At 62.0% G+C, this 22,033-nt stretch carries 21 protein-coding genes; 13 read left to right on the top strand and 8 right to left on the bottom strand.

The annotated features are described in order from the left end of the window. Positions 1-129: 129 nt before the first annotated feature. The 3 genes from lptB to lptC are packed head-to-tail and all read right to left on the bottom strand — an operon-like array spanning position 130 to position 2,175. Positions 130-879, bottom strand: a complete 750-nt coding sequence (lptB, locus tag ACK6D9_RS05565) for an LPS export ABC transporter ATP-binding protein (RefSeq protein WP_412051742.1) — start codon at positions 877-879, stop codon at positions 130-132. Positions 880-938: 59 nt separating this feature from the next. Beyond that, positions 939-1,493: an LptA/OstA family protein gene (locus ACK6D9_RS05560; protein WP_412050945.1), complete on the bottom strand. Its 555-nt coding sequence runs from the start codon at positions 1,491-1,493 to the stop codon at positions 939-941. Position 1,494: 1 nt separating this feature from the next. Next, entirely contained in the window at positions 1,495-2,175 is a 681-nt protein-coding gene (gene lptC / locus ACK6D9_RS05555; protein ID WP_412050944.1) for an LPS export ABC transporter periplasmic protein LptC, read from the bottom strand. 194 nt (positions 2,176-2,369) lie between these two features. On the opposite strand from lptC, the gene sppA reads away from it, so the two are divergent. The 4 genes from sppA to ACK6D9_RS05535 all read left to right on the top strand — a co-directional run bounded on the left by sppA (position 2,370) and on the right by ACK6D9_RS05535 (position 4,382). Continuing rightward, the gene (sppA, locus tag ACK6D9_RS05550; RefSeq protein ID WP_412050943.1) at positions 2,370-3,338 is read left to right on the top strand and encodes a signal peptide peptidase SppA; all 969 of its coding nucleotides are present in this window, start codon (positions 2,370-2,372) and stop codon (positions 3,336-3,338) included. A gap of 10 nt (positions 3,339-3,348) precedes the next feature. Next, the gene (locus ACK6D9_RS05545) at positions 3,349-3,639 is read left to right on the top strand and encodes an integration host factor subunit beta (RefSeq protein WP_412050942.1); all 291 of its coding nucleotides are present in this window, start codon (positions 3,349-3,351) and stop codon (positions 3,637-3,639) included. Between the two features lie 75 nt (positions 3,640-3,714). Then, positions 3,715-4,065, top strand: coding sequence for a DUF1049 domain-containing protein (locus ACK6D9_RS05540; protein ID WP_412050941.1), 351 nt, complete (start codon positions 3,715-3,717; stop codon positions 4,063-4,065). A 98-nt stretch (positions 4,066-4,163) separates the two neighbouring features. Beyond that, a complete protein-coding gene (locus tag ACK6D9_RS05535; protein WP_412050940.1) occupies positions 4,164-4,382 on the top strand; it encodes a DUF6500 family protein in 219 nt (72 codons plus the stop codon). A 36-nt stretch (positions 4,383-4,418) separates the two neighbouring features. Here ACK6D9_RS05535 and ACK6D9_RS05530 read toward each other — a convergent pair whose 3' ends face one another. Next, complete coding sequence (locus ACK6D9_RS05530) at positions 4,419-4,874, bottom strand: SRPBCC family protein (RefSeq protein WP_412050939.1); 456 nt, start codon at positions 4,872-4,874, stop codon at positions 4,419-4,421. Positions 4,875-5,030: 156 nt separating this feature from the next. Here ACK6D9_RS05530 and ACK6D9_RS05525 point away from each other — a divergent pair, with 156 nt between their 5' ends. The 6 genes from ACK6D9_RS05525 (at position 5,031) to ACK6D9_RS05500 (ending at position 12,150) form a co-directional block, all read left to right on the top strand. Next, positions 5,031-6,251, top strand: a complete 1,221-nt coding sequence (locus tag ACK6D9_RS05525) for a class I SAM-dependent methyltransferase (RefSeq protein WP_412050938.1) — start codon at positions 5,031-5,033, stop codon at positions 6,249-6,251. Further along, the gene (locus ACK6D9_RS05520) at positions 6,248-7,111 is read left to right on the top strand and encodes a TrmH family RNA methyltransferase (RefSeq protein WP_412050937.1); all 864 of its coding nucleotides are present in this window, start codon (positions 6,248-6,250) and stop codon (positions 7,109-7,111) included. The genes ACK6D9_RS05525 and ACK6D9_RS05520 overlap by 4 nt, the downstream gene beginning before the upstream one ends. Positions 7,112-7,140: 29 nt before the next feature. Continuing rightward, positions 7,141-7,602 carry a signal peptidase II gene (gene lspA, locus ACK6D9_RS05515; RefSeq protein WP_412051741.1) on the top strand — a complete coding sequence of 154 codons (462 nt, stop codon included), beginning with the start codon at positions 7,141-7,143 and terminating at the stop codon, positions 7,600-7,602. Between the two features lie 77 nt (positions 7,603-7,679). Continuing rightward, entirely contained in the window at positions 7,680-8,675 is a 996-nt protein-coding gene (locus ACK6D9_RS05510) for an MDR family oxidoreductase (RefSeq protein WP_412050936.1), read from the top strand. A 71-nt stretch (positions 8,676-8,746) separates the two neighbouring features. Continuing rightward, the gene (locus ACK6D9_RS05505) at positions 8,747-11,056 is read left to right on the top strand and encodes an ATP-binding protein (RefSeq protein WP_412050935.1); all 2,310 of its coding nucleotides are present in this window, start codon (positions 8,747-8,749) and stop codon (positions 11,054-11,056) included. A gap of 224 nt (positions 11,057-11,280) precedes the next feature. Beyond that, positions 11,281-12,150 (top strand): GNAT family N-acetyltransferase, encoded by an 870-nt coding sequence (locus ACK6D9_RS05500; protein ID WP_412050934.1) that lies wholly within the window; start codon positions 11,281-11,283, stop codon positions 12,148-12,150. Positions 12,151-12,194: 44 nt separating this feature from the next. Here the strand turns inward: ACK6D9_RS05500 and ACK6D9_RS05495 are convergent, their stop codons facing one another. Then, positions 12,195-14,480 (bottom strand): NADP-dependent malic enzyme, encoded by a 2,286-nt coding sequence (locus tag ACK6D9_RS05495; protein WP_412050933.1) that lies wholly within the window; start codon positions 14,478-14,480, stop codon positions 12,195-12,197. A 157-nt stretch (positions 14,481-14,637) separates the two neighbouring features. On the opposite strand from ACK6D9_RS05495, the gene mutS reads away from it, so the two are divergent. Continuing rightward, positions 14,638-17,403, top strand: a complete 2,766-nt coding sequence (gene mutS / locus ACK6D9_RS05490; protein WP_412050932.1) for a DNA mismatch repair protein MutS — start codon at positions 14,638-14,640, stop codon at positions 17,401-17,403. An 88-nt stretch (positions 17,404-17,491) separates the two neighbouring features. Next, on the top strand, positions 17,492-18,484 hold the full coding sequence (locus tag ACK6D9_RS05485; RefSeq protein WP_412050931.1) for an adenosine kinase: 993 nt from the start codon (positions 17,492-17,494) through the stop codon (positions 18,482-18,484). A 90-nt stretch (positions 18,485-18,574) separates the two neighbouring features. Here ACK6D9_RS05485 and ACK6D9_RS05480 read toward each other — a convergent pair whose 3' ends face one another. The 3 genes from ACK6D9_RS05480 to hrcA form a co-directional block, all read right to left on the bottom strand. Beyond that, positions 18,575-19,210 carry a trimeric intracellular cation channel family protein gene (locus ACK6D9_RS05480; protein ID WP_322990467.1) on the bottom strand — a complete coding sequence of 212 codons (636 nt, stop codon included), beginning with the start codon at positions 19,208-19,210 and terminating at the stop codon, positions 18,575-18,577. A gap of 36 nt (positions 19,211-19,246) precedes the next feature. Next, the gene (gene grpE / locus ACK6D9_RS05475) at positions 19,247-19,927 is read right to left on the bottom strand and encodes a nucleotide exchange factor GrpE (protein WP_412051740.1); all 681 of its coding nucleotides are present in this window, start codon (positions 19,925-19,927) and stop codon (positions 19,247-19,249) included. Positions 19,928-20,019: 92 nt separating this feature from the next. Next, entirely contained in the window at positions 20,020-21,096 is a 1,077-nt protein-coding gene (hrcA, locus tag ACK6D9_RS05470) for a heat-inducible transcriptional repressor HrcA (RefSeq protein WP_322990473.1), read from the bottom strand. 211 nt (positions 21,097-21,307) lie between these two features. Between hrcA and rph the strand changes: the two genes are divergently transcribed. Continuing rightward, positions 21,308-22,024, top strand: a complete 717-nt coding sequence (gene rph / locus ACK6D9_RS05465) for a ribonuclease PH (protein ID WP_322990468.1) — start codon at positions 21,308-21,310, stop codon at positions 22,022-22,024. Positions 22,025-22,033 lie beyond the last annotated feature (9 nt).

The raw sequence follows: 22,033 nt of genomic DNA, 5'->3' as shown, positions 1-22,033 counted from the left end.
GGTCAAGTGCGGCCTTCCGACAAGGTAAAGGGCGCAGCGTTCCCGGTCGTCAGAACAACCGGCCAGCGCCTCAGCCGGAGGGCACGCGCAAGCCCCTGTGTCGCTCGCCCAGAACCAAAGGCCTGCTGCCTACAACGAGAATTGCTCGCCCAGATAGAGCCTGCGGACATCAGCGTTGGCGACAATTTCCGCCGGCCGGCCGTGGGTCAGCAAAACGCCCGCATTCATGATGTAGGCGCGGTCGATCAGCCCGAGCGTCTCGCGGACATTGTGATCGGTGATCAGGACTCCGATGCCGCGCCGGGTAAGATGCCGGACCAGGTCCTGGATATCGGAAACGGCGATCGGGTCGACGCCGGCGAAGGGCTCATCAAGCAACATGAAGGTCGGATCCGACGCCAGCGCGCGGGCGATCTCAAGCCGCCGCCGTTCGCCGCCCGACAGTGAAATCGAGGCCGCCTTGCGCAAATGCGAGATGTGAAATTCCGACAGCAGATTGTCGAGCTTGTCTTCACGCTTGTCGCGGTCCTTTTCGACTACTTCGAGAACCGCGCGAATATTTGCCTCGACACTGAGACCTCGGAAAATCGATGCCTCCTGCGGCAGGTAACCGACGCCAAGCCTGGCGCGACGGTACATTGGCAGGGTGGAGACATCGTTGCCGTCGATTTCAATCGTGCCGGAATCAACCGGTACCAGCCCGGTGATCATGTAGAAGCAGGTGGTCTTGCCGGCGCCGTTGGGGCCAAGCAGGCCGACAGCTTCGCCGCGGCGAACACCAAGCGACACGCCATCAACCACCCGCCGGGATTTATAGGCCTTGACCAGATCGCGGGCAATCAGGGTGCCTTCATAGCGGCCACCCACCGCCCCTGCCAAGGCGGGGTCGGAATCGCCCTTGCCACCCCTGCTGCCCAGTGATGAAAATAATGCCTTGATCACTTTTTGGGTCGCGATTTCGGATCGAGCTGGATCATGACGCGGCCACCGCAGCTGTCGAGCGCGGCCTGGCCGGTTTTCATCTGCACAGTCAGCTTGCAGCCAATAAAGACATTGTCGGCGTCGGTCAGCACGACTTTATCACCGGTAAGCACCAACACTTCGTCTGCCATGTTGAAAGTGCCCGCGTCCGCCGTAGCGGTCTGGGTGCCGGACTGGATCAGGACTTTCTTGAACAGCTCAATCTCGCGAATATCCGCCGACCCGGAGGCTACCGAGCCGCCGCTTTCGCTTTTGTTGTAATAGACGATCATTTCGCCTGCCTGCAGGGCGGTTTCGCCCTGAACCACCTTCACATTGCCGGTAAAAGTAGCCTTGCTGGACGATTCGTCGATCTTCAGCAGGTCGCTTTCAATCTGGATCGGTTCGTCGCCGGACAGCGCAAGCCCGGTCATCCGCTCCGCCTGCTGTGCACGGGCGGCGGGTGCGGACATGATCAGGCCGGCCAAAATGATCGCGGCGATCCCCGGCAAACGTCCAGATTTTACTATCATATCAGTTGGTCACTCCATTTCCCGACCGGACCGCCGAGGGTTTGATGGTCATTCGGACCTTGTCCTCGAAGACAATGACGCGGCCGTTATCCTGTATATTCATGGATTGCGCAACAACCGATGCCTCTCCGGAACGGATTGAAACCGGGTCGGACGTACTCATTTCGTTGCTTCCCATGTCAATGCTGGCAGAGTTCATCTGCGCGGAAAAACCGGACTCGTCAGTCACTGTGAAAGGCTGATCGAAACGGAGTTTTTGTGCGGTGCGATCATAGCTGCCGCTGATTGCCTCAAGCGTCGCATTCTTGCCGTCGGCGGCGGGCAGATCAGCGACGATCTCCTCGAGCAGAACCACATTGGGGGTGGCGAGATCCTGGATCGCCCGCAGCGCCTGTATCCGGTAGGGCCGTCCATCGGACGTCTGGCCGCTCATCACCGGGCTTTGCATCACCAGTTTGCCGTCGCGCACCTTCACCGATTCAATCTCGACACCCTCTGGCACCAACCCGTCCACCCAGGAAACGGCGATAAAGGCCAGCACGACCAGGGCCGAGGCAAGCGGCAGAAGGATTTTGAGTATCCGCACGCGGCGCGAATGGATCGAGGCGCGCCGGTATTCAACGTGCGAGCGCCCAGCATAGGTACCTGCCACGGGAATGTCTGAAACTGGTGATGTTGCCATTGGTTCCCGCGGTCTCATGGGCTGCCAGCACCGACCCGCTTATCCGCGCCAAGTGGCTGTTGCAGGCGGCCTCGCATCCCAATATGGTTATATTGCGAAGCAGTCGATGCAATTTGCCACGGCGCGACGATAATGGCAAAGCATGGCCGGGTCGTCGCGATCCATAATCCCGGACGCAATCGGAGACGTGATTTTTGACCGACCCTGAAATCCTTGCCGATCGCCGCCGTATCCGGCGTAAACTCAGTTTCTGGCGGATCCTATCCGTTGTCGCGGCCATCGCCCTGGTGGCGGCGCTCGCCGTCAATATCGGATTTCCCGAGACGCGCGCTGACCACATCGGCCGAATCGACATCACCGGGGTGATCACCGATGACGAGGCGCTGCTCGACCTGATCGATGCGGCCGCCAAAAACAAGGCAACGAAGGCGCTCGTGGTCAGCATCTCGTCACCTGGCGGCACCACCTATGGCGGCGAGCGGCTGCACAAGGCGCTGGTTGCAGCAAGCGCGCTCAAGCCCGTGGTTGCTGATGTGCGCACGCTGGCAGCGTCTGCCGGCTACATGATTGCCGCCTCGACCGATCACATTGTCGCTGGGGAAAGCTCGATCGTCGGCTCTATCGGGGTGATCTTCCAGTACGCCCAGGCTGGCGAACTGCTCGAAAAAATCGGTGTCAGGATTGAAGACATCAAATCCTCGCCGTTGAAGGCCGAACCGTCTCCCTTCCACGACGCCAGCGAAGAGGCAAAGGCGATGATCCGGTCGATGGTGCTCGACAGTTACGACTGGTTTGTCGATCTGGTTGCCGAAAGGCGGCAAATAGACCGCGCTCAGGTACTGGCTCTCGCCGACGGCTCGATCTTCACCGGCCGGCAGGGGCTTGAGAACGGACTGGTCGACGCGCTTGGCGGCGAGGACGAAATCCGCGCCTATCTGAAGGGCCGCGGCATCGACGAAACACTGAAAATCGTCAAATGGGAGCCTGACCGCAGCTCAACCGACGGACTGCTGAAATTACAGGCAAGCAGCTTTGTCGAGCGCTATCTGGGTATGCCGGGACGGGTTTCCGACGAGATTGACCGACTGTCGGGCGGCAAGTTGTTCCTTGACGGTCTGGTGTCTGTTTGGCAGGTTGGCGGGCAGCCCGCGCGGGATAACTAGGGGAGATCACATGATAAAATCGGAACTGGTGCAGGCGGTTGCAGCACGCAATCCGCATCTCTATCACCGCGATGTCGAAAACATCGTCAACTCGGTGCTTGACGAGATCACTGATGCGTTGTCCCAGGGCAACCGGGTCGAACTACGCGGTTTCGGGGCGTTTTCGGTGAAAAACCGTCCGCCTCGTTCAGGCCGCAACCCGCGCACCGGCGATCCGGTGTTTGTCGAGGAAAAATGGGTGCCGTTCTTCAAGACCGGCAAGGAACTGCGCGAACGGCTCAATCCCGAAAGTCAGGATTGACCACGACGGTGCGGCACCCCACATGATCGGTGAGAGACATCGATCGTCGCGCCATGAAAGAGAACGGACCTGACCATGATCAAACGCATCATCGCACTGGTGATTTTCGTCCCGCTGGCGATTGTCCTCATCATGCTGTCGGTAGCAAACCGCACGGCGGTAACGCTGGCACTCAATCCGTTCCAGCCGGAAGACCAAGTATTATCGCTGACCGCACCGTTCTTCGTATTTCTGTTCGTGGCGCTGATCGTCGGCATGATTCTCGGCTCGCTCGCCACCTGGTTCAAGCAGGGCAAGCATCGCAAGCAGGCGCGCGTCAACGCCAGTGAAGCGGTCAAATGGCATACCGAGGCCGACCGCGAAAAGGCAAAAGCCAAGCAGATCGCGGCGGCCCTGCCGATCGACGACAAGCGCACCGCCGCCTGAAAGCGCGTAACGTGACGCCATCCGAGTGATCGAGATGACTGCTGACAGCTATTGTCCTGGGGGCATGCCGTAAGAATGCCTTGGAAGGTGAGGACGGCATGCGAGCGTCACTGCAACACAAAGCCATTGCGGTTTGCGATGAAAAGATTGCTCGGAAGGGCGATGGGGTCGGCTTGTCATTTTATGCCTTTTTCTCGAACAAAAACGACACGCCGGAACTGCTTATGGAAGCCGCAACCTGGTGGATAGCAACGCACAAGCTCGACCACTTCGAGAAAGCGGTCAAAATCAGGGACATCATTCAGTCTGAAATCTAGCCGCGGCAACAATTACCTGTTTCCCGGCAGCCTACGCTAAACCCCGGCAGCCTTGGCGCTGACCACCTCGTTGAACTTGGTGAAAAACTGGCCGGCGAGCTTTTTCGAGGTTGAATCGATCAGCCTAGAGCCGAGCTGGGCCAGCTTGCCGCCGACCTGGGCCTTGACGGCGTAGCTGAGCACGGTTTCCGCACCGTCCTCGGCGAGCTTCACATCGGCGCCGCCATTGGCGAAGCCGGCGATGCCGCCCTTGCCTTCGCCAGCAATCGTGTAACTCTCCGGCGCGTTGATGTTTTCCAGCGTCACCTCGCCCTTGAAGGTCGCCGATACCGGACCGATCTTGATCTTGACGGTGGCCGACATCTCTGTGTCGGAGCTTTTTTCCAGCGACTGGCATCCCGGAATGCATTCGCGCAGAACATCGGGATCATTGAGTGCTTCCCAGACCATCTGGCGGGGTGCCGCGATGCGCTCTTCGCCGTTCATTTCCATCAGACATGTTCCTCCGTGATTGCCGCGCTATCTATGCAAATCGAAAACGGCTTTGCCAAGGGCATATCGGATTGCTATGTCCACACCATACGAAACCACGAGTTCGGCGGCACTTAGTATGCGGAACGGGCTCCAGACTGACGGGACGGCTTCAGCGTGGCGGACAAGCGCAATCAACAGGCCCGGCGAGGCCCCGGCGGCAAGTCCGGGCAAGGGCCGGAACAGGCGCGCCCGCCAGCCAAACCGCGCGGCAAGCCGGGCCATGGTCCGAAGCCCGAGGAAAAGCAGTTTCACGACAAGCCCAAACGTGGGCCTGATGCAGCGTCCAGACAGGTGAAGGGCAAGCGTCCCTCGGAACGACTGGCGGCTGAAGCACAGGCCGCCACTGACAAGCGCAACCAGTCGGCACCATCCGCGCCGATCCGCCCGCTCAACAAGCGCAGCGGCAATCTGCCCCGGCAAGTGGCGCCATTGATCCTGGAGATCGGCGACGAGGATGGCTACCGGCTGATCGATACCGGCCAGAACGAGGCCGGCGAGGGCGAAAAGCTCGAACAATACGGCACTGTGCGGATCGTTCGTCCGGAAGCCCAGGCGCTGTGGGCGCGCGGGCTTTCCGATGCCGAATGGAACAAGGCCGATGCGCTGTTTACCGGCGACACCGACGAAGACGGCATCGGCCGCTGGGCGTTTCCCCATGCACCGCTTGGCGAGAGCTGGCCGATGCAATTGCTCGGCGTCGACTTTTACGGCCGACTGACCTCGTTCCGCCATGTCGGGGTGTTTCCCGAACAGATCGCCCATTGGCGCTGGATGGCCGAGAAGATCGCCAACGCGAACCGGCCGCTGAAAGTGCTCAACCTGTTTGGCTATACCGGCGTCGCATCGCTGGTGGCGGCCAAGGCGGGCGCGGAGGTTACCCATGTCGACGCGTCGAAAAAGGCCATCGGCTGGGCCCGTAAAAACCAGGCATTGGCCGGGCTCGATACCAAGCCGATCCGCTGGATCTGCGAGGACGCGATGAAATTCATCGCCCGCGAGGAACGCCGCGGCAGCCGCTACGATATTATCCTCACCGACCCGCCGAAATTCGGCCGCGGCCCGAATGGCGAGGTCTGGCAATTGTTCGAGCATCTGCCGTTGATGCTCGACATCTGCCGCGAACTGCTGAGCCAGAAGCCGGTCGGGCTGGTACTGACCGCCTATTCCATCCGGGCGTCGTTCTATGCCATTCACGAGCTGATGCGCGAGACCATGCGCGGCGCCGGCGGGGTGGTGGAATCGGGCGAACTGATCATCCGCGAGAGCGGCAAGACCGGCGTGGACGATTGCCGGGCGCTGTCGACATCGCTTTATTCAAGGTGGCTGCCGCAATGAGAGATCCGAACGCTTCCGGAAGCACGCCACGGGTAGGCCTGGTCAAGGAAATCACCAGCCTGTCCAATCCGGTGATCAAGGACATCCGCGCGCTGTCGATGAAAAAGCACCGCGACGAGACCGGCACCTTTCTCGCCGAAGGACTGAAGCTGGTGATCGACGCGATTGATCTCGGCTGGAACATCCAAACGCTGATCTACGCCAAGGCGCGCACCAGCACCGAGCAGGTCGAAAGGATTGCGGCGCTGACCGTGGCGCGTGGCGGGCTGGTTCTGGAAGTCAGCGACAAGGTGCTCACCGCGATTACCCGGCGCGACAATCCGCAAGCGGTGATTGCCGTGTTCGAGCAGAAACTGACACCACTTTCAGAGATTGCGCCCAAAGCCGGCGAGACCTGGATCGCGCTTGACCGGGTGCGCGACCCGGGCAATCTCGGCACCATCATCCGCACTGCCGATGCCGCTGGTGCTTCGGGCGTTATTCTGATCGGCGAGACGGTCGATCCGTTCTCGACCGAAACCGTGCGCGCCACCATGGGCTCGATCTTCGCGATGCCGCTGGTGCGCACGTCCGAGGCGGAATTCTTGAGCTGGTCGGCCAAGTCAAAGGCGTTGCTGGTTGGCAGCCACCTCAAGGGCAGCGTCGACTACCGCTCGATTGATTACATGAACCGTGCCGTGGTGTTGCTGATGGGCAACGAGCAGGCAGGTCTGCCCGACAGCCTGGCTTCGGCCTGCAGCAAGCTGGCCCGTATCCCGCAGACCGGGCGCGCCGATTCACTCAACCTGGCGATTGCCACCGGGGTGATGCTGTTCGAGGCCCGGCGGCACCTGCTTGATCTTGGAGACGTGACCCCGTGAGCATTTCCCGCCTGAGCCGCGCCGGCCCGATGCTGGCCATGGTCACAAGCACCGTGGCTTTCGACCAGGTCGTAAAATGGCTGGTGGAAACACGGCTGCCGTTCAACGAGCTGATACCGGTGGCGCCGATGCTGGCGCTCTACCGAACCTGGAACGAGGGCATCGCCTTTTCATTGCTCAAGAGCCTGCCGGATGTAGCGCTGCTGGGGGTGACTGCGCTTGTCGCGGTTTTTGTCGTGATCTTGTGGTGGCGCACGCCGCCGGAGCGCTCGATCGCCCATCTCGGCTACGCGTTGATCATTGGCGGAGCAATCGGCAATCTGATCGACCGCGCGGTCTATGGCCATGTGGTCGACTATATTCTGTTTTACACTGAGAACTGGTCGTTCGCGGTGTTCAACCTGGCCGACAGTTTCATATCGGTCGGCGCCGGGCTGATCGTGCTCGACGAAGTGATCGCCACCGTCCGCGAACGCAAGACCAGAGCATAGGCCATCGGGCTTTCATCGCTCTTGATCTTCACCCGATCGCAGGCCAGTCTGCGCCCAACAGCTTATGAGGAGTTTTCATGCAAGACCGTTTCAAGGGTATCCTGCTCACCCGTGACGAAAACAAGGTATTGTCGGTCAATGTCGCCGAACTCGGTCTTGATGACCTGATGGAAGGCGACGTCGTGGTCGAGGTGGAATGGACCACCGTCAACTACAAGGACGGCCTGGCAATTACCGGCAAGGGACCGGTGGTGCGGCGCTGGCCAATGATCCCGGGGATCGATTGCGCCGGCACGGTGGTCAGTTCTGAAAATCCGCGCTTCAGCCCGGGCGACAAGGTGATCCTCAACGGCTTTGGCGTCGGCGAGGTCCATACCGGCGCCTATGCCACCTATGCCCGGCTCAACGGCGACTGGCTGATTCCGATGCCCGAGGGCATGGATGGCCGTTCGGCGATGGCAATCGGCACGGCCGGCTACACGGCCATGCTGTCCGTGATGGCGCTGGAACGGCACAGCATTGATCCGACGCGCGGACTAGTGGTCGTTACCGGCGCCAATGGCGGTGTCGGCACGGTGGCCATCGCGGTGCTGGGCAAGCTCGGCTACGAGGTGATTGCCTCGACCGGCCGCCCCGAGGAAGGCGAGTTCCTCAAGCAACTGGGCGCGTCCGAAGTAATCCACCGCGACGAGCTGTCGGGACCGGCCAAGCCGCTCAACAAGGAACGCTGGATCGGCGGCATCGACGCGGTCGGCAGCCACACGTTGGCCAATGTGCTATCGATGACCTCCTATGGCGGCGCGGTGACGGCCTGTGGCCTGGCGCAGGGCATGGACCTGCCGGGCTCGGTCGCACCATTCATCCTGCGCGGGGTCTCGCTGCTGGGCATCGATTCAGTGATGGCGCCGCTGGCGCTGCGGCAGGAAGCATGGGGCCGGCTTGTCAACGATCTCGACATCTCCAAGCTGGAAGCGTTGTCGACCGAAATCGGCTTTGACGGCATCATCGACGCCGCCCACGCCATCATCGATGGCAAGGTGCGCGGCCGCGTGGTTGTCAATATGAAGCAGTAAAGTGCGGGATCGGTAAAATTCGATCCTTTTGCTGAAAACTTTGCTCACCGGACCCGTGTATCAATGGGACCATGAGCACAGAACCAAGCCGACTCCAAGAAGCCCTCAGTCTGGCCCTGAATCAGCAGGCTGAGGCTTTGCCGGACACCCGAGCAAGTAACCCGGCGATCCGTTACCCGGTCTCCGGCGCACCTACCGCCAATGCCGGAACCACTGACGGCTCCGCGGCACGCCCACTGCTTGCCGCCTCGGCAGCATTGACGGCAGCCGCCATCTCGGTGATGTTCAACGCACCTTTGGTGCTGCTTGCCTCGGTGGCGGGGATCGCGGTGTTTGCCGCGCTGCCGTTACTGAAACGAAAGTCCGAAAGTCAGGAGCTTGCTCCAGCCCCGGCATCGGCCGGGACGGGCATCCAGTCCGAGCAGAAGTTCGACCGGTCCTGGGAGTTGGGCGAGTTTTCGGGCCAGCTCACGGCGGTGTTTGATACGCTTGGCGACATGGTGTCGGCTTGCAATCTCGACGGCCGCATCATCTATGCCAACGAAACTTTCAGCAAGATCACCGGCTGTGACAAGCCAATCGGCCTGACGCTGGAAATGGCCGGAATCAGACCCGCAAGCCACGACGACAATGGCGTTCGCGAACTCACGCTCGGTGAAGGCCCGGACCAGACCATCTGGACCTGGCACGAGAAGGCTGCACGCGATCCGGCGACCGGGCAATTGCTGGTCCATTGCATCGGCCGCAACATCACCGCGACTCGTCGGGCCGAAGCCGAACTGGTCGAGGCGCGGGAGAAGGCTGAAGCCGCCAGCCACGCCAAGACCCGTTTTCTGGCGGCCGTCAGCCATGAAATCCGCACTCCGCTCAATGGCATCCTGGGCATGAACCATCTTCTCGAGCAGACCGAAACAACGCCCGAGCAGGCGAGCTATCTCAAGACCGCGCGCGAATCCGGCCAGGCGCTATTGTCGCTGATCGAGGATCTGCTCGACGTCACGTCGATCGAGGCGGGGCGGCTCAACCTGCGCCACGAAGAGGGCAACCTCGAAGAGCTGGTGCACGGGGTGTGCGAGCTGATGGCATCGCGCGCCCATGAAAAAGACATCGAAATCGCCGTGCACATTGCCCCCGACGTCCCGCAACGCATTACCTCCGATATCGGAAGGTTGCGCCAGGTGCTGTTCAACCTGGTGGGCAACGCCATCAAGTTCACCGAGGCCGGCGGCGTGCTGGTGGAGGTGGCGCTCGAGAACAACAAGCTCAACTTTATCGTTTCCGACACCGGGCCGGGATTAAAAGACGAAGACAAGGCCCGTATTTTCGGCGAATTCGAGCGTGCCGACAACGGCCCCACACGCAAGCATGGCGGCGCCGGCCTGGGCCTGTCGATCTCGGCACGGATCGTCGAGGCGCTGGGCGGCGAAATCGGCGTCATTTCCAAGCCGGACCGGGGCAGCGCTTTCCATTTCACAGTTCCGCTGCAGGATTTCGAGCCAGCTGACACACCGGTGATGCAGCGCGGGCCGCTTTCCGACCGCGCTGTGCTGGTGATCGCTCCGTGCGGACCAGTATCGACGGCGATGCTGTGGAGCATCCGCGATCTGGGCGGCCATGCCGAGGCGGCCGATGACGCGGAAACAATCATCGCGGCGCTGACCCGGCTCAACTGCTCGGGCGCCGTCCTGAGCGACATCGTGGTTGACCGACGCATCGCCGAGCACGCCGACAATCTGCTGGCGGCGGCCCCCACCGTCCTGCCCGACACGGTGGCGCGGACGCTGGTCATTGCACCCGAAGACAGCCGCGACCTCGAAGGGCACGGCGCCCACGGAGCTGACGCATGGCTGGTGCGACCGGTGCGCCGCACCTCGCTGATCAATGTGCTGACCCGCCGCGACGACCGCGACGACCGCGACAGGCTGGCCAGCAAGCCGCGATCGCCGGTGCTGGAGCGCAGCTCCGAGCATCCGACGCTCGATATTCTTCTGGCTGAAGACGATCCGGTCAACGCGCTGATGGTGCGCACCATCCTGGCACGCCAGGGACACCGGGTAACGGTGGTCGACAATGGCCGCAAGCTGATCGACCAGGCAATGGAGCGGCCGGGCGGGGTGGCCGGATACGACCTGGTCATCACCGATCTGTCGATGCCCGAGATCGATGGCCGCAGCGCAATCCTGAGAATCCGCGGCGAGGAGGATGTAAACCATCTCGCGCGGCTGCCGATTATCGTGCTGTCGGCGGATGGACAGGCATCGACCCGCGACGATCTGCTGGCAGCAGGCGCAGACGGGCATGCGGAAAAACCGGTCGATCCGGAGTGGCTGGTCTCGCTTGCAGCAGTCACCGCGCGCAAACGGCAACGCGCCGCCGGCTGATCGGCCCGCAAGGACGGAAATGGCGGGGGAAGAGGCGGCCACCTGGTACTATGTCCGGGCGCCGGCATCGGCACCCTCCCCCCACCGTTTTAGGGGGTTGGATCGACCTGTGGAGGGGCAGCCACAATATTACCCAGAAATGGCCACAACCGGGATGGCAAATGTCACCCGGATGTCGCAGAATCATGGTTGAACCCGTTCTGTCCATCAGCGGGAGAAGACTCATGGAAACCCACGTGCAACAGCCCCTGTCCACCCCTTTCCACATACCATTGACCAAGAGCCAACCGGCCAATCAGGTGCTCGGCCGTATTGGTTCGCTGGAAGTGCGTCTGGCGGCCACCGGCGCCGAAATTGAAGCCGCACAGCGCCTGCGCTACCGTGTATTTGCCGAGGAAATGGGCGCGCAACTGCCCGCCGAGGCGGTGCGTGCCAAACGTGATTTCGATTCTGTCGACAGATATTGCGATCACCTGCTGGTGCTTGACACCGCGTTGCCCGGCACCGCCGAAGACCAGATAGTCGGCACCTACCGGTTGCTGCGCCAGGAAGTTGCCGAGCGTCATGACGGGTTTTACTCGCAAAGTGAATTCGACGTTGTCGACATGGTCGGGCGCAATCCCGGAAAGCGCTTTCTCGAGCTTGGCCGTTCCTGCGTTCTCAAGGAATACCGCACCCGCCGCACGCTGGAAGCCTTGTGGCAGGGCAATTGGGCCTATGCACTTGGCCATGGCATCGACGCAATGTTCGGGTGCGCTTCGTTCCCCGGTGACAAGCCGCATGCCCATGCGCTGGCACTATCGTTCCTCAACCAGGCTGCCGCCACCGGCGACAATTGGGCAGTCAACGCCATCCCCGGACGCGGCGTATCGCTGGACATGATGCCGGCGGAAGCAATCACGCCGCGCGCCGCGCTGGGCGCCATGCCACCCCTGGTCAAAGGCTACCTGAGGCTCGGTGCGCTGGTCTCCAATGAAGCGGTGATCGACCGGGAATTTCGCACCACCGATATTCTGGTGATCCTCCCGGTCAAGCAGATCCGCGGCCGCTACATCAATCACTACGGCGCTGACGCTTCGCGATTTGCGGCGTAAAGGTTTCTGGCCGGGTCAGTTCACCCGGCCCTGGTTTTCCCGCCTCAGCTTGAGGCGTTGTAGGCAGCAATTGCCGCCATGTTGACGATGTCGGAATCCTTGGCGCCCATCGAGACGATCTGGATCGACTTGTCGAGACCCACCAGCAACGGGCCGATGACCGTGGAACCGCCCAGTTCCTGCAGCATCTTGGTCGAAATCGAGGCCGAGTGAAACGCCGGCATCACCAACACGTTGGCAGTGCCCGAGAGCCGGCAGAACGGATACTGTTCCAGCACCTTGGTGTTGAGCGCCACGTCGGCAGCCATCTCGCCATCATATTCAAAATCGACCCGGCGCTTGTCGAGAATCTTGACCGCGTCCCGCACCCGCTCCGAGCGTTCGCCGGTCGGGTGGCCGAAGGTGGAATAGGCCAGCATTGCCACGCGTGGCTCATAGCCGAGACGTCGCGCCATGCCCGCGGCCTCCTCGGCGATGTCGGCCAGTTCCTCGGAATTGGGCATGTCAATGACGGCGGTGTCGGCGACAAATACGGTACGCCCGCGGCACAGCGCCAACGACACGCCGATCATCCGGTGACCGGGCTTGACGTCGACACAGCGGCGGATGTCTTCAAGCGCCGTGGAATAGTTGCGTGTGGTACCGGTCACCATCGCATCGGCATCGCCGAGCGCCACCATGCAGGCGCCGAAATGATTGCGGTCGGTGTTGATCAGCCGCTGGCAATCGCGGTGCAGGTAGCCTTTGCGCTGCAGCCGCGCATAGAGATAATCGGTATAGGCCTCGACCCGGCGCGAGACCCGGGCATTGACCAGTTCGATGCCCGCCCGGTCGAGATCGATACCCGCCAGTTTGGCGGTTTCGCGCATCTGCTCTTCGCGTCCGAGCAGACAGGCGGTGCCGAGCTTCTGGTTCACATAGGAAACGGCGGCGCGCATCACCTGCTCTTCCTCGCCTTCGGCAAAGACCACGCGGCGCGGATGGCGGCGCACCCGCTCATAGAGCCTTTGCAGGGTGGAGGCGATCGGGTCACGCCGGGCGGACAATTCCTGGGCGTAGGCTTCCATGTTGAGGATCGGTTTTTGCGCCACGCCCGACTCCATCGCCGCCTTGGCAACTGCGACAGGAACGGCCGAGATCAAACGCGGATCGAACGGCACCGGAATGATGTATTGCGGACCAAAGCGCGGCCGGACGCCCTGATAGGCAGCAGCCACGTCGTCGGGAACATCTTCGCGGGCAAGCGCTGCAAGCGCGTTGGCGGCGGCGATCTTCATCTCCTCATTGATGGTTGACGCCCGGACATCGAGCGCGCCACGGAAGATATAGGGAAAGCACAGAACATTGTTGACCTGGTTGGGATGGTCCGACCGGCCTGTCGCCATGATCGCATCATTGCGGATCGCCGCAACTTCCTCCGGCGTGATTTCCGGATCCGGATTGGCCATGGCAAAAATGATCGGGTTTTTCGCCATCGATGCAACCATCTCTGATGTCAATGCACCTTTGGCGGAGAGACCCAAGACAATATCTGCGCCATCCATGGCGTCAGCCAGCGTGCGCGCTTTGGTCTCGATCGCATGACCGGATTTCCACTGGTTCATACCTTCGGTGCGACCTTTATAGATCACGCCCTTGGTGTCGCACAGCGTGATGTTCTGGGGGGTAAACCCCATCGCCTTGACCAATTCGACGCAGGCGATAGCTGCAGAGCCAGCGCCATTGCAAACCAGCCTGGTGTTCTTGAGATCGCGACCCGTCAGGTGCAACGCATTGATCAGGCCAGCAACCGCGATAATGGCGGTGCCGTGCTGATCGTCATGGAACACCGGGATGTCCATGATCTCGCGCAGCCGTTGCTCGATGATGAAACAATCAGGGGCCTTGATGTCCTCAAGATTGATGCCTCCAAAGCTGGGGCCGAGGTAGCGGACACAATTGATGAATTCGTCGACATTTTCGGTGTCGACTTCCAGATCGATGGAATCAACATCGGCAAAGCGCTTGAACAGCACCGCCTTGCCTTCCATCACCGGCTTGGAGGCAAGCGCACCAAGATTGCCCATTCCCAAAATGGCGGTGCCATTGGAAATCACCGCGACCAGATTGCCCTTGGCGGTGTAATCGAAAGCACGGGATGGGTCATCGGCGATTGCCTGGACCGGAACAGCGACACCGGGCGAATAGGCCAATGACAGGTCCCGCTGGGTAGCCATCGGCTTGGTCGGATTGATTTCCAGTTTTCCGGGGCGGCCACGGGAGTGGAAATCCAGCGCCTCCTGATCGGTTACCGAGGAAATTGAGCGATCTGACTTGTCCTTGCCTGACATAGCGTTCCATCCAATTGTGGGCGACCTTGTGTACGGCGCCTCATCCTGTTGTGTTTCCTGCTCTCCCACCGTTAGGGTGGTTGATCAGGGCTGTAAACCCGACTATCCGCAGAAGCTTACATTCCAAACGCTTGAAAAACCAAGACAGGCATCCCCTTTGAACGCCGAAAATCCACGTACCTCCAGTATCCTGACCACCGCTGAACTTGCCACGCCGGAAAGCCGCGCCACGGCGACACCGATGATGGAGCAATTCATCGAGATCAAGGCGGCCAATCCGGATTCGCTGCTGTTTTACCGGATGGGTGATTTCTACGAGCTGTTTTATGAGGATGCGGTGGACGCCTCGCGGGCGCTCGGCATCACGCTGACCAAGCGCGGGCAGCATCTGGGCCGGGATATCCCGATGTGCGGCGTGCCGGTTCATGCCGCCGACGATTATCTGCAAAAGCTGATCTCGCTGGGGTTCCGGGTGGCGGTCTGCGAACAGACGGAAGACCCGGCGGAGGCTAAAAAACGTGGCGGAAAATCGGTGGTGCGACGTGATGTGACCCGGCTGGTGACGCCCGGAACGCTGACCGAAGACAAGCTGCTCGACCCGTCACAATCGAACTATCTGATGGCGCTGGCGCGGGTGAAAGGCCCGGGCGAGGCCCGGTTCGGGCTTGCCTGGATCGACATTTCCACCGGCGCCTTTCATGTCGGCGAAAGTCGGCTGGTACGGCTTCTGGCCGACATCGCCCGGGTCGAGCCGCGCGAGTTGATCCTGGCGGACAATGTGTTTCACGATCCCGAAATCCGGCCGCTGATCGACCAATTGGGCCGGGTCGCGGTGCCGCAGCCTGGCGTGCTGTTCGACAGCGCCACGGCGGAAGGCCGTATCGCGCGGTTTTTCGACGTCGGCTCGCTTGATGGCTTCGGCAGCTTCTCGCGGGCCGAACTGGCCGCCGCGGCGGCGGCGGTGGCCTATGTCGAAAAGACCCAGATTTCCGAGCGGCCGGCACTGGGCCGACCCGAGCACGAGCGCGACGGCGCGCGGCTGTTCATTGACCCGGCAACACGGGCCAATCTGGAGCTGGTGCGCACGCTCTCGGGCGAGCGCCAGGGCAGCCTGATCAAGGCAATCGACCGGACGGTGACCGGCGGCGGCGGCCGCAAGCTCGCCGAATGGCTGATGGCGCCGCTGACCGACCCTGCAGAGATCAACGCCCGGCTTGACGGGGTTTCCTATCTGATCGCGGAGCATCAGCTTTCCGAAAAACTGCGGGGCGCGCTGCGCGGGGTGGCGGACATGCCGCGCGCACTGTCGCGACTGGCGCTCAACCGTGGCGGGCCGCGCGATCTCGGCGCCATTCTGGCCGGGGTAACGGCGGCACGCGACATTGGTGCGCTGTTTGAGGCGAAGCAACCGCCGGCCCAGTTGCGCGCGGCCGTCGACACGCTTGCGGCCCTGCCCGAAGAAATTGCCGCGCGGCTGTCGCAGGCACTTGATGACGAATTGCCGCTGATGAAACGCGATGGCGGCTTCGTGCGCGCCGGCTTTTCGGTTGAACTCGATGAACTCAGAGCGCTACGCGACCAGTCGCGCCGGGTGATTGCCGGACTGCAGCTCTCCTATGCCGAGGAAACCGGAGTCAAATCGCTGAAAATCAAGCACAACAACGTGCTGGGCTACTTCATCGAGGTGACGGCGCTCAACGCCGGGCCGCTGACCGAGAGCGACGCGGCCAAGGCGCGCTTCATCCATCGTCAGACCATGGCCAACGCCATGCGCTTTACCACCACCGAACTCTCCGATCTCGAGACCCGTATCGCCAACGCCGCCGGCGAGGCGCTGACCATCGAACTTGCGGCGTTCGAGGATCTGTTGGGGATGACAATTGCCAATGCCGACAGCATCAAGGCCGCCGCCAACGCGCTGTCGGTGATTGACGTGACGGCGGCGTTGTCGCATCTCGCCCAGGAACAGGGCTATGCGCGGCCGCGGATCGACGACAGCCTGGCATTCGAAATCGTCGCCGGCCGCCACCCGGTGGTCGAGCAGGCACTGAGGCGCCAGGCAGCGCAGCCGTTTGTCGCCAATGATTGCGATCTTTCCCCTCCCGACGAAAGCCACGACGGCGGCGCCATCTGGCTGTTGACCGGGCCGAACATGGGCGGCAAATCGACCTTTCTGCGGCAGAACGCGCTGATTGCGATCATGGCGCAAATGGGTTCTTTCGTTCCTGCCGGAGCGGCGCATATCGGCGTCGTCGACCGGTTGTTCTCCCGCGTTGGCGCGTCCGACGACCTGGCCCGAGGCCGCTCGACCTTCATGGTCGAGATGGTGGAGACAGCGGCCATTCTCAATCAGGCCACCCCGCACTCGCTGGTCATTCTCGACGAGATCGGGCGCGGTACTGCGACCTTTGACGGGCTGTCGATCGCCTGGGCGGCGGTCGAGCACCTGCATGCTCAAAACCGTTGCCGCGGGCTGTTTGCCACCCATTTTCACGAGCTGACCGCGTTGTCGGAAAAACTGCCGCGGCTTTCCAACGCCACCATGAAGGTCAAGGAATGGGAGGGTGAGGTGGTGTTCCTGCACGAGGTCGGCCCCGGCGCTGCCGACCGGTCCTATGGCATTCAGGTGGCGCGGCTCGCTGGCCTGCCCGATGCGGTGGTGGCCCGCGCCCGCGAGGTGCTGCAGCTGCTCGAGACCAGCGAACGGGATAACCCGGCAGCACGGCTGGTCGATGATCTGCCGCTGTTTGCGGTGCCGGCCAACCGCGAGCCGGTCAAGAGCGCTGCAGGCCCGTCGGATTCGGACCGTTTGCTGGCGGAGATCGACCCCGACGACATGACGCCGCGCCAGGCCCATGAAGCACTGTACGAGCTGAAAAAACGTCTCGGACAATCGGAAAAAACCTCACGAACAGAGCAATGACTGCTTCTTGCGGGGTTTTTTCTCCCACAAAAGTCGGTAGAACAAGCCCGGCTGTGCACCCGGGCGCAGCGGGAACAAGGGATTCTTTATGAGCCGTTTTGATGTCTTGTGCATCGGCAATGCGATTGTCGATATCATCGCCCGCTGCGACGAGGGATTCCTTGTCGACAATTCGATCATAAAAGGCGCGATGAACCTGATCGATACCGAACGCGCGGAATTGCTGTACGCCGCCATGGGGCCGGCGATCGAAGCTTCGGGCGGCAGCGCCGGCAACACTGCTGCGGGGATCGCCAGTTTCGGCGGGCGCGCGGCCTATTTCGGCAAGGTGGCCGAGGACCAGCTCGGCAAGATCTACAGCCACGACATCCGCGCCCAGGGCGTGCATTTCGCCACCAGACCTCTGGAAAGCACTCCGCCGACCGCGCGATCGATGATCTTTGTCACGCCTGATGGCGAGCGGTCGATGAACACCTATCTCGGCGCCTGTGTCGAGCTTGGCCCGGAAGACATCGAAGCCGACGTCGTCGCCGATGCGAAAGTCACCTATTTCGAGGGCTACCTGTGGGATCCGCCGCGGGCCAAGGACGCGATCCGGCTCGCCGCCGAGATCGCCCACAAGCACGGCCGGGAAATGTCGATGACGCTGTCGGATCCGTTTTGTGTCGGCCGCTACCGCGCGGAGTTTCTCGAGCTGATGCGGTCGGGCACGATCGACATCGTGTTCGCCAATGCCGATGAGGCCATGTCGCTGTACGAAACCGATGATTTCGAAACAGCCGTCCAGAAGTTGGGCAAGGATTGCAAACTTGCCGTTATCACTCGCTCCGAGCATGGCTCCGTCATCAATACCGGCCAAGAGCGGATAGATATTGCAGCGATCGCCATTGACGAAGTGGTCGACACCACCGGTGCCGGCGACCTCTATGCCGCGGGCTTCCTGCACGGCTATGCCTCCGGCCTGCCACTTGAGATCTGCGGCAAGCTCGGCAGCCTCGCCGCCGGCCTGGTGATTCAGCAGATCGGGCCGCGGCCACAGCTTTCACTGTCAGAGGCAGCGCACGACGCCGGGCTCATCTGAACCTGAACCAGCGCTGATCATGGCGAGACTGCGCGCCTTGCGCATCCAATCGGATCTGCGGCGCCTCGGGGTGGTGTAGAATTGCGTTTGTTACATGACATCTTCGGGCGGACGGCCTGGCCGCGGCCGGTAGGGTGAAAAGGCCCACCCGAAGCGGATCGCCCCACCGCGCACGGCAAAGGCCGAGACCACGCCGATGGCCGAAGCCACAACCAGTGGCGCGCCAAACAGGCTGGCGGCGACAAACATGCCGGCACCGGCCAGCGCCGCGGAAACATAGAGCTCCGGGCGCATCAACACCGAGGGTTCGCCAGCCAGCAGGTCACGCAGGATACCGCCGAAGGTCGCCGTCATCATGCCGGTGACAATGGCCGTGATCGGCGAGCCGGTGAGTGCCAGCCCCTTGGCCGCTCCCATCACCGCGAAGGCTGCAAGGCCGATGGCGTCAAGCCAGAGCAAAAGGCGATAGCGCGATTCAACCAGATGGGCTGTGAAGTAGACCAGCGCAGCCATGGCGACACAGACGATCAGGTAGGCCGGTTTCTGCACCCAGAACACCGGGGTTTCGCCGAGAATGAGATCGCGGAAGGTGCCACCGCCGACGCCGGTTACCGCCGCCAGGAAGCCAAAACCGATCATGTCGAGCTGCTTGCGCGAGGCAGCAAGCGCGCCGGTGGCGGCAAATACCGCGACACCGGCATAATCAAGGCCTTCAAGCGGGGTCATGGGTCTCTCCTGCCCCGCCGTCCGGCCGGGCCCTGATCAGGCGTCTTTTTCGGCTTGCGGATTGGGCGCTCCGGGTTCGGGAGCCATGTCCTTGGGACCACCCTTGGCGACACCGACCATGGCCGGCCGCAGCATCCGGTCGGCAATCACATAGCCGGGCTGCACCACCTCGATGACGGTGTTGTTGGGCACCTCTGTATTGGGGACCTCGAACATCGCCTGGTGGAAATTCGGATCGAACTTCTGACCCTTCGGATCAAGCTTGCGCACGCCGTGGCGCTCAAGCGAAGCGAGCATGGCGCGTTCGGTCAGTTCGACGCCTTCGACCAGGCTCCTGAGCCCGTTGTCGGCCGCACCTTCCTGCTGTTCCGGCACCGCGGCCAGCGCGCGCTGCAGATTGTCGGAAACCTGAAGCATGTCGCGGGCGAAGCCGGAAATCGCATAGACCTTGGCGTCCCTGACGTCGCGGGCGGTGCGACGGCGCAGATTTTCCATCTCGGCGGCCATGCGCAGGCGCTGATCCCTCAGATCCTCGATCTCGGCTACAAGCACCTCAATGGAGTCAGCCTCGGCGGACTGAGACGCCTCGGCGGGGTTTGCTGACTGCGGTGCGGCAGCCTCCTCCGGCTTGTCCTGTTCGCGGCCTTGGCTTTCATCGCTCATCATGTGGTTGTCCTGTTCGTTACAATTGTTCTCTTGGGGAGTTGAACCGCATATCGACGTTCGGGCAGTAAAAATCAAGGCCCGAAGGGGTGATCACAGCATTGACTGCCGCTTTGACCGCGGCATTGACTGCGGTTGGGCCAGATCTAGTTGCGCACCAGTCTGGACACCAGTTGCGCGGTGTAATCGACCATCGGCACGATCCGGGCGTAATTCAGCCGGGTTGGACCGATGATGCCAACCGCGCCGACCACCCGATCCTCGGCATCGCGCCAGGGCGCGACGATCAGCGACGACCCCGACAGCGAGAAAAGCTTGTTTTCGGAGCCGATGAAAATGCGTACGCCCGGGCCCTCTTCGGCCAGCGTCATCAGTTCGACCAGGTTTTCCTTGCGCTCAAGCTCGTCAAACAACATCCGCAACCGGTCAAGCTCATCGCCGGCGGTCAGACCTTCGAGCAAATTGCCGCGGCCGCGCACGATCAGCCGCGCGGCGCCCTTGTCCTCGGTGCCTGCCCAGACGGCGAGACCACGTTCAACCAGATCGCGCGAAAGAACATCGAGTTCATTGCGCACTTCCTCGGAGATCCGTTCCAGCTCACTGCGCACTTCCGACAATGTGCGGCCGGCAAGATGCGCGTTGAGGAAATTGGCGGCTTCGGTCAATTGCCCGGCGGTCACGCCCTCCGGCAATTGCATGACCCGGTTTTCGACCTGGTCGTTGCCACCCACCAGCACCACCAGCGCCCGGACCGGATCGAGCCGTATGAATTCGATGTGGCGGATGATCGTGTCCTGCTTGGCAGCGATAACCAGACCGGCGCCCCGGGTCATGCCCGAAAGCATCTGGCTGGCTTCGGTCAACAGCGTCTCGACCGGCCGGCTGGGATCTTCGGGGCGGACCTGGCGTTCAATGTTCTCGCGCATTTCCGGTTGCAGATTACCTACCTGCATGAAGGCGTCGACAAAAAACCGCAGGCCTTTCTGAGTGGGCAGCCGGCCGGCGCTGACATGTGGCGCGTAAATCAGGCCGAGTTCCTCAAGATCGCTCATGACATTGCGGATCGAGGCAGGCGACAGCGACATTGGCAACATCCGCGACAGGCTGCGCGAGCCGAGCGGGTCGCCGGACTCCATGTAGCTTTCCACCAAGGCGCGGAAAATCTCCCGTGACCGCTCGTCGAGCGTTCCGGCGAGTTCGGCCGATGCAGGTTTGCTGATCATGGTCATGCGCTTTGTCCTCGAGGGGCAGTCGATGCCGCCCGTCCAACCTTGAATATAGGGGCATGCGGCCAAACACGGAAGGGGCATGCCGCCTATACCCGACAGCCGGCCGATTCCGGCACCGAGCACTTGCCGGCACGGACGCTGTTTTGTTTTGCATAATGGCGGCTGCACCGATAGAACCCGGAAAATCGAATTCAGGAGAGACATCATGCGTCCATCGGGCCGGAAGACAGATCAGATGCGGGCGGTCAGCTTTGAACGCGGCATATCCAAACACGCCGAGGGCTCCTGCCTGGTCAAGTTCGGCGACACCCATGTGCTGTGCACCGCGAGCCTCGAAGAGCGGGTTCCGCCATGGCTGCGCAACGGCGGCAAGGGCTGGGTGACTGCCGAGTACGGCATGCTGCCGCGCTCCACCGGCGACCGCATGCGCCGTGAAGCCAGCTCCGGCAAGCAGGGCGGACGGACGCTGGAGATCCAGCGGCTGATCGGTCGCTCGTTGCGCGCCGTAGTTGATCTGGAAGCGCTCGGCGAGCGTCAGATCACGGTCGATTGCGATGTCATCCAGGCCGATGGCGGCACCCGCACCGCAGCCATCACCGGCGCCTGGATTGCGCTGCATGACTGCCTGAAGTGGATGGAAGAACGCTCCATGGCCAAGGTCGACCGGGTGCTCAAGGACCATGTTGCCGCCATTTCCTGCGGCATTTTCGCGGCCCAGCCGGTAATGGATCTGGATTACCTCGAGGATTCTTCGGCCGAGACCGACGCCAATTTCGTCATGACCGGGTCCGGCGGCATCGTCGAGATCCAGGGCACCGCCGAGGGCGAGCCTTTTTCGGAAGAGCAGTTGCATCAGTTGATGGCGCTGGCCAAGGCCGGCATCGCCGATCTGGTGGCGCTGCAAAAGGCCACTGTCGCCTGACACTGGGGA

The organism is Hoeflea sp. Naph1, assembly GCF_046837775.1.
Lineage (GTDB): Bacteria > Pseudomonadota > Alphaproteobacteria > Rhizobiales > Rhizobiaceae > Hoeflea.
Note: the sequence above shows the minus strand (reverse complement) of the source record. Positions and strands in the feature narration are given on the sequence as shown.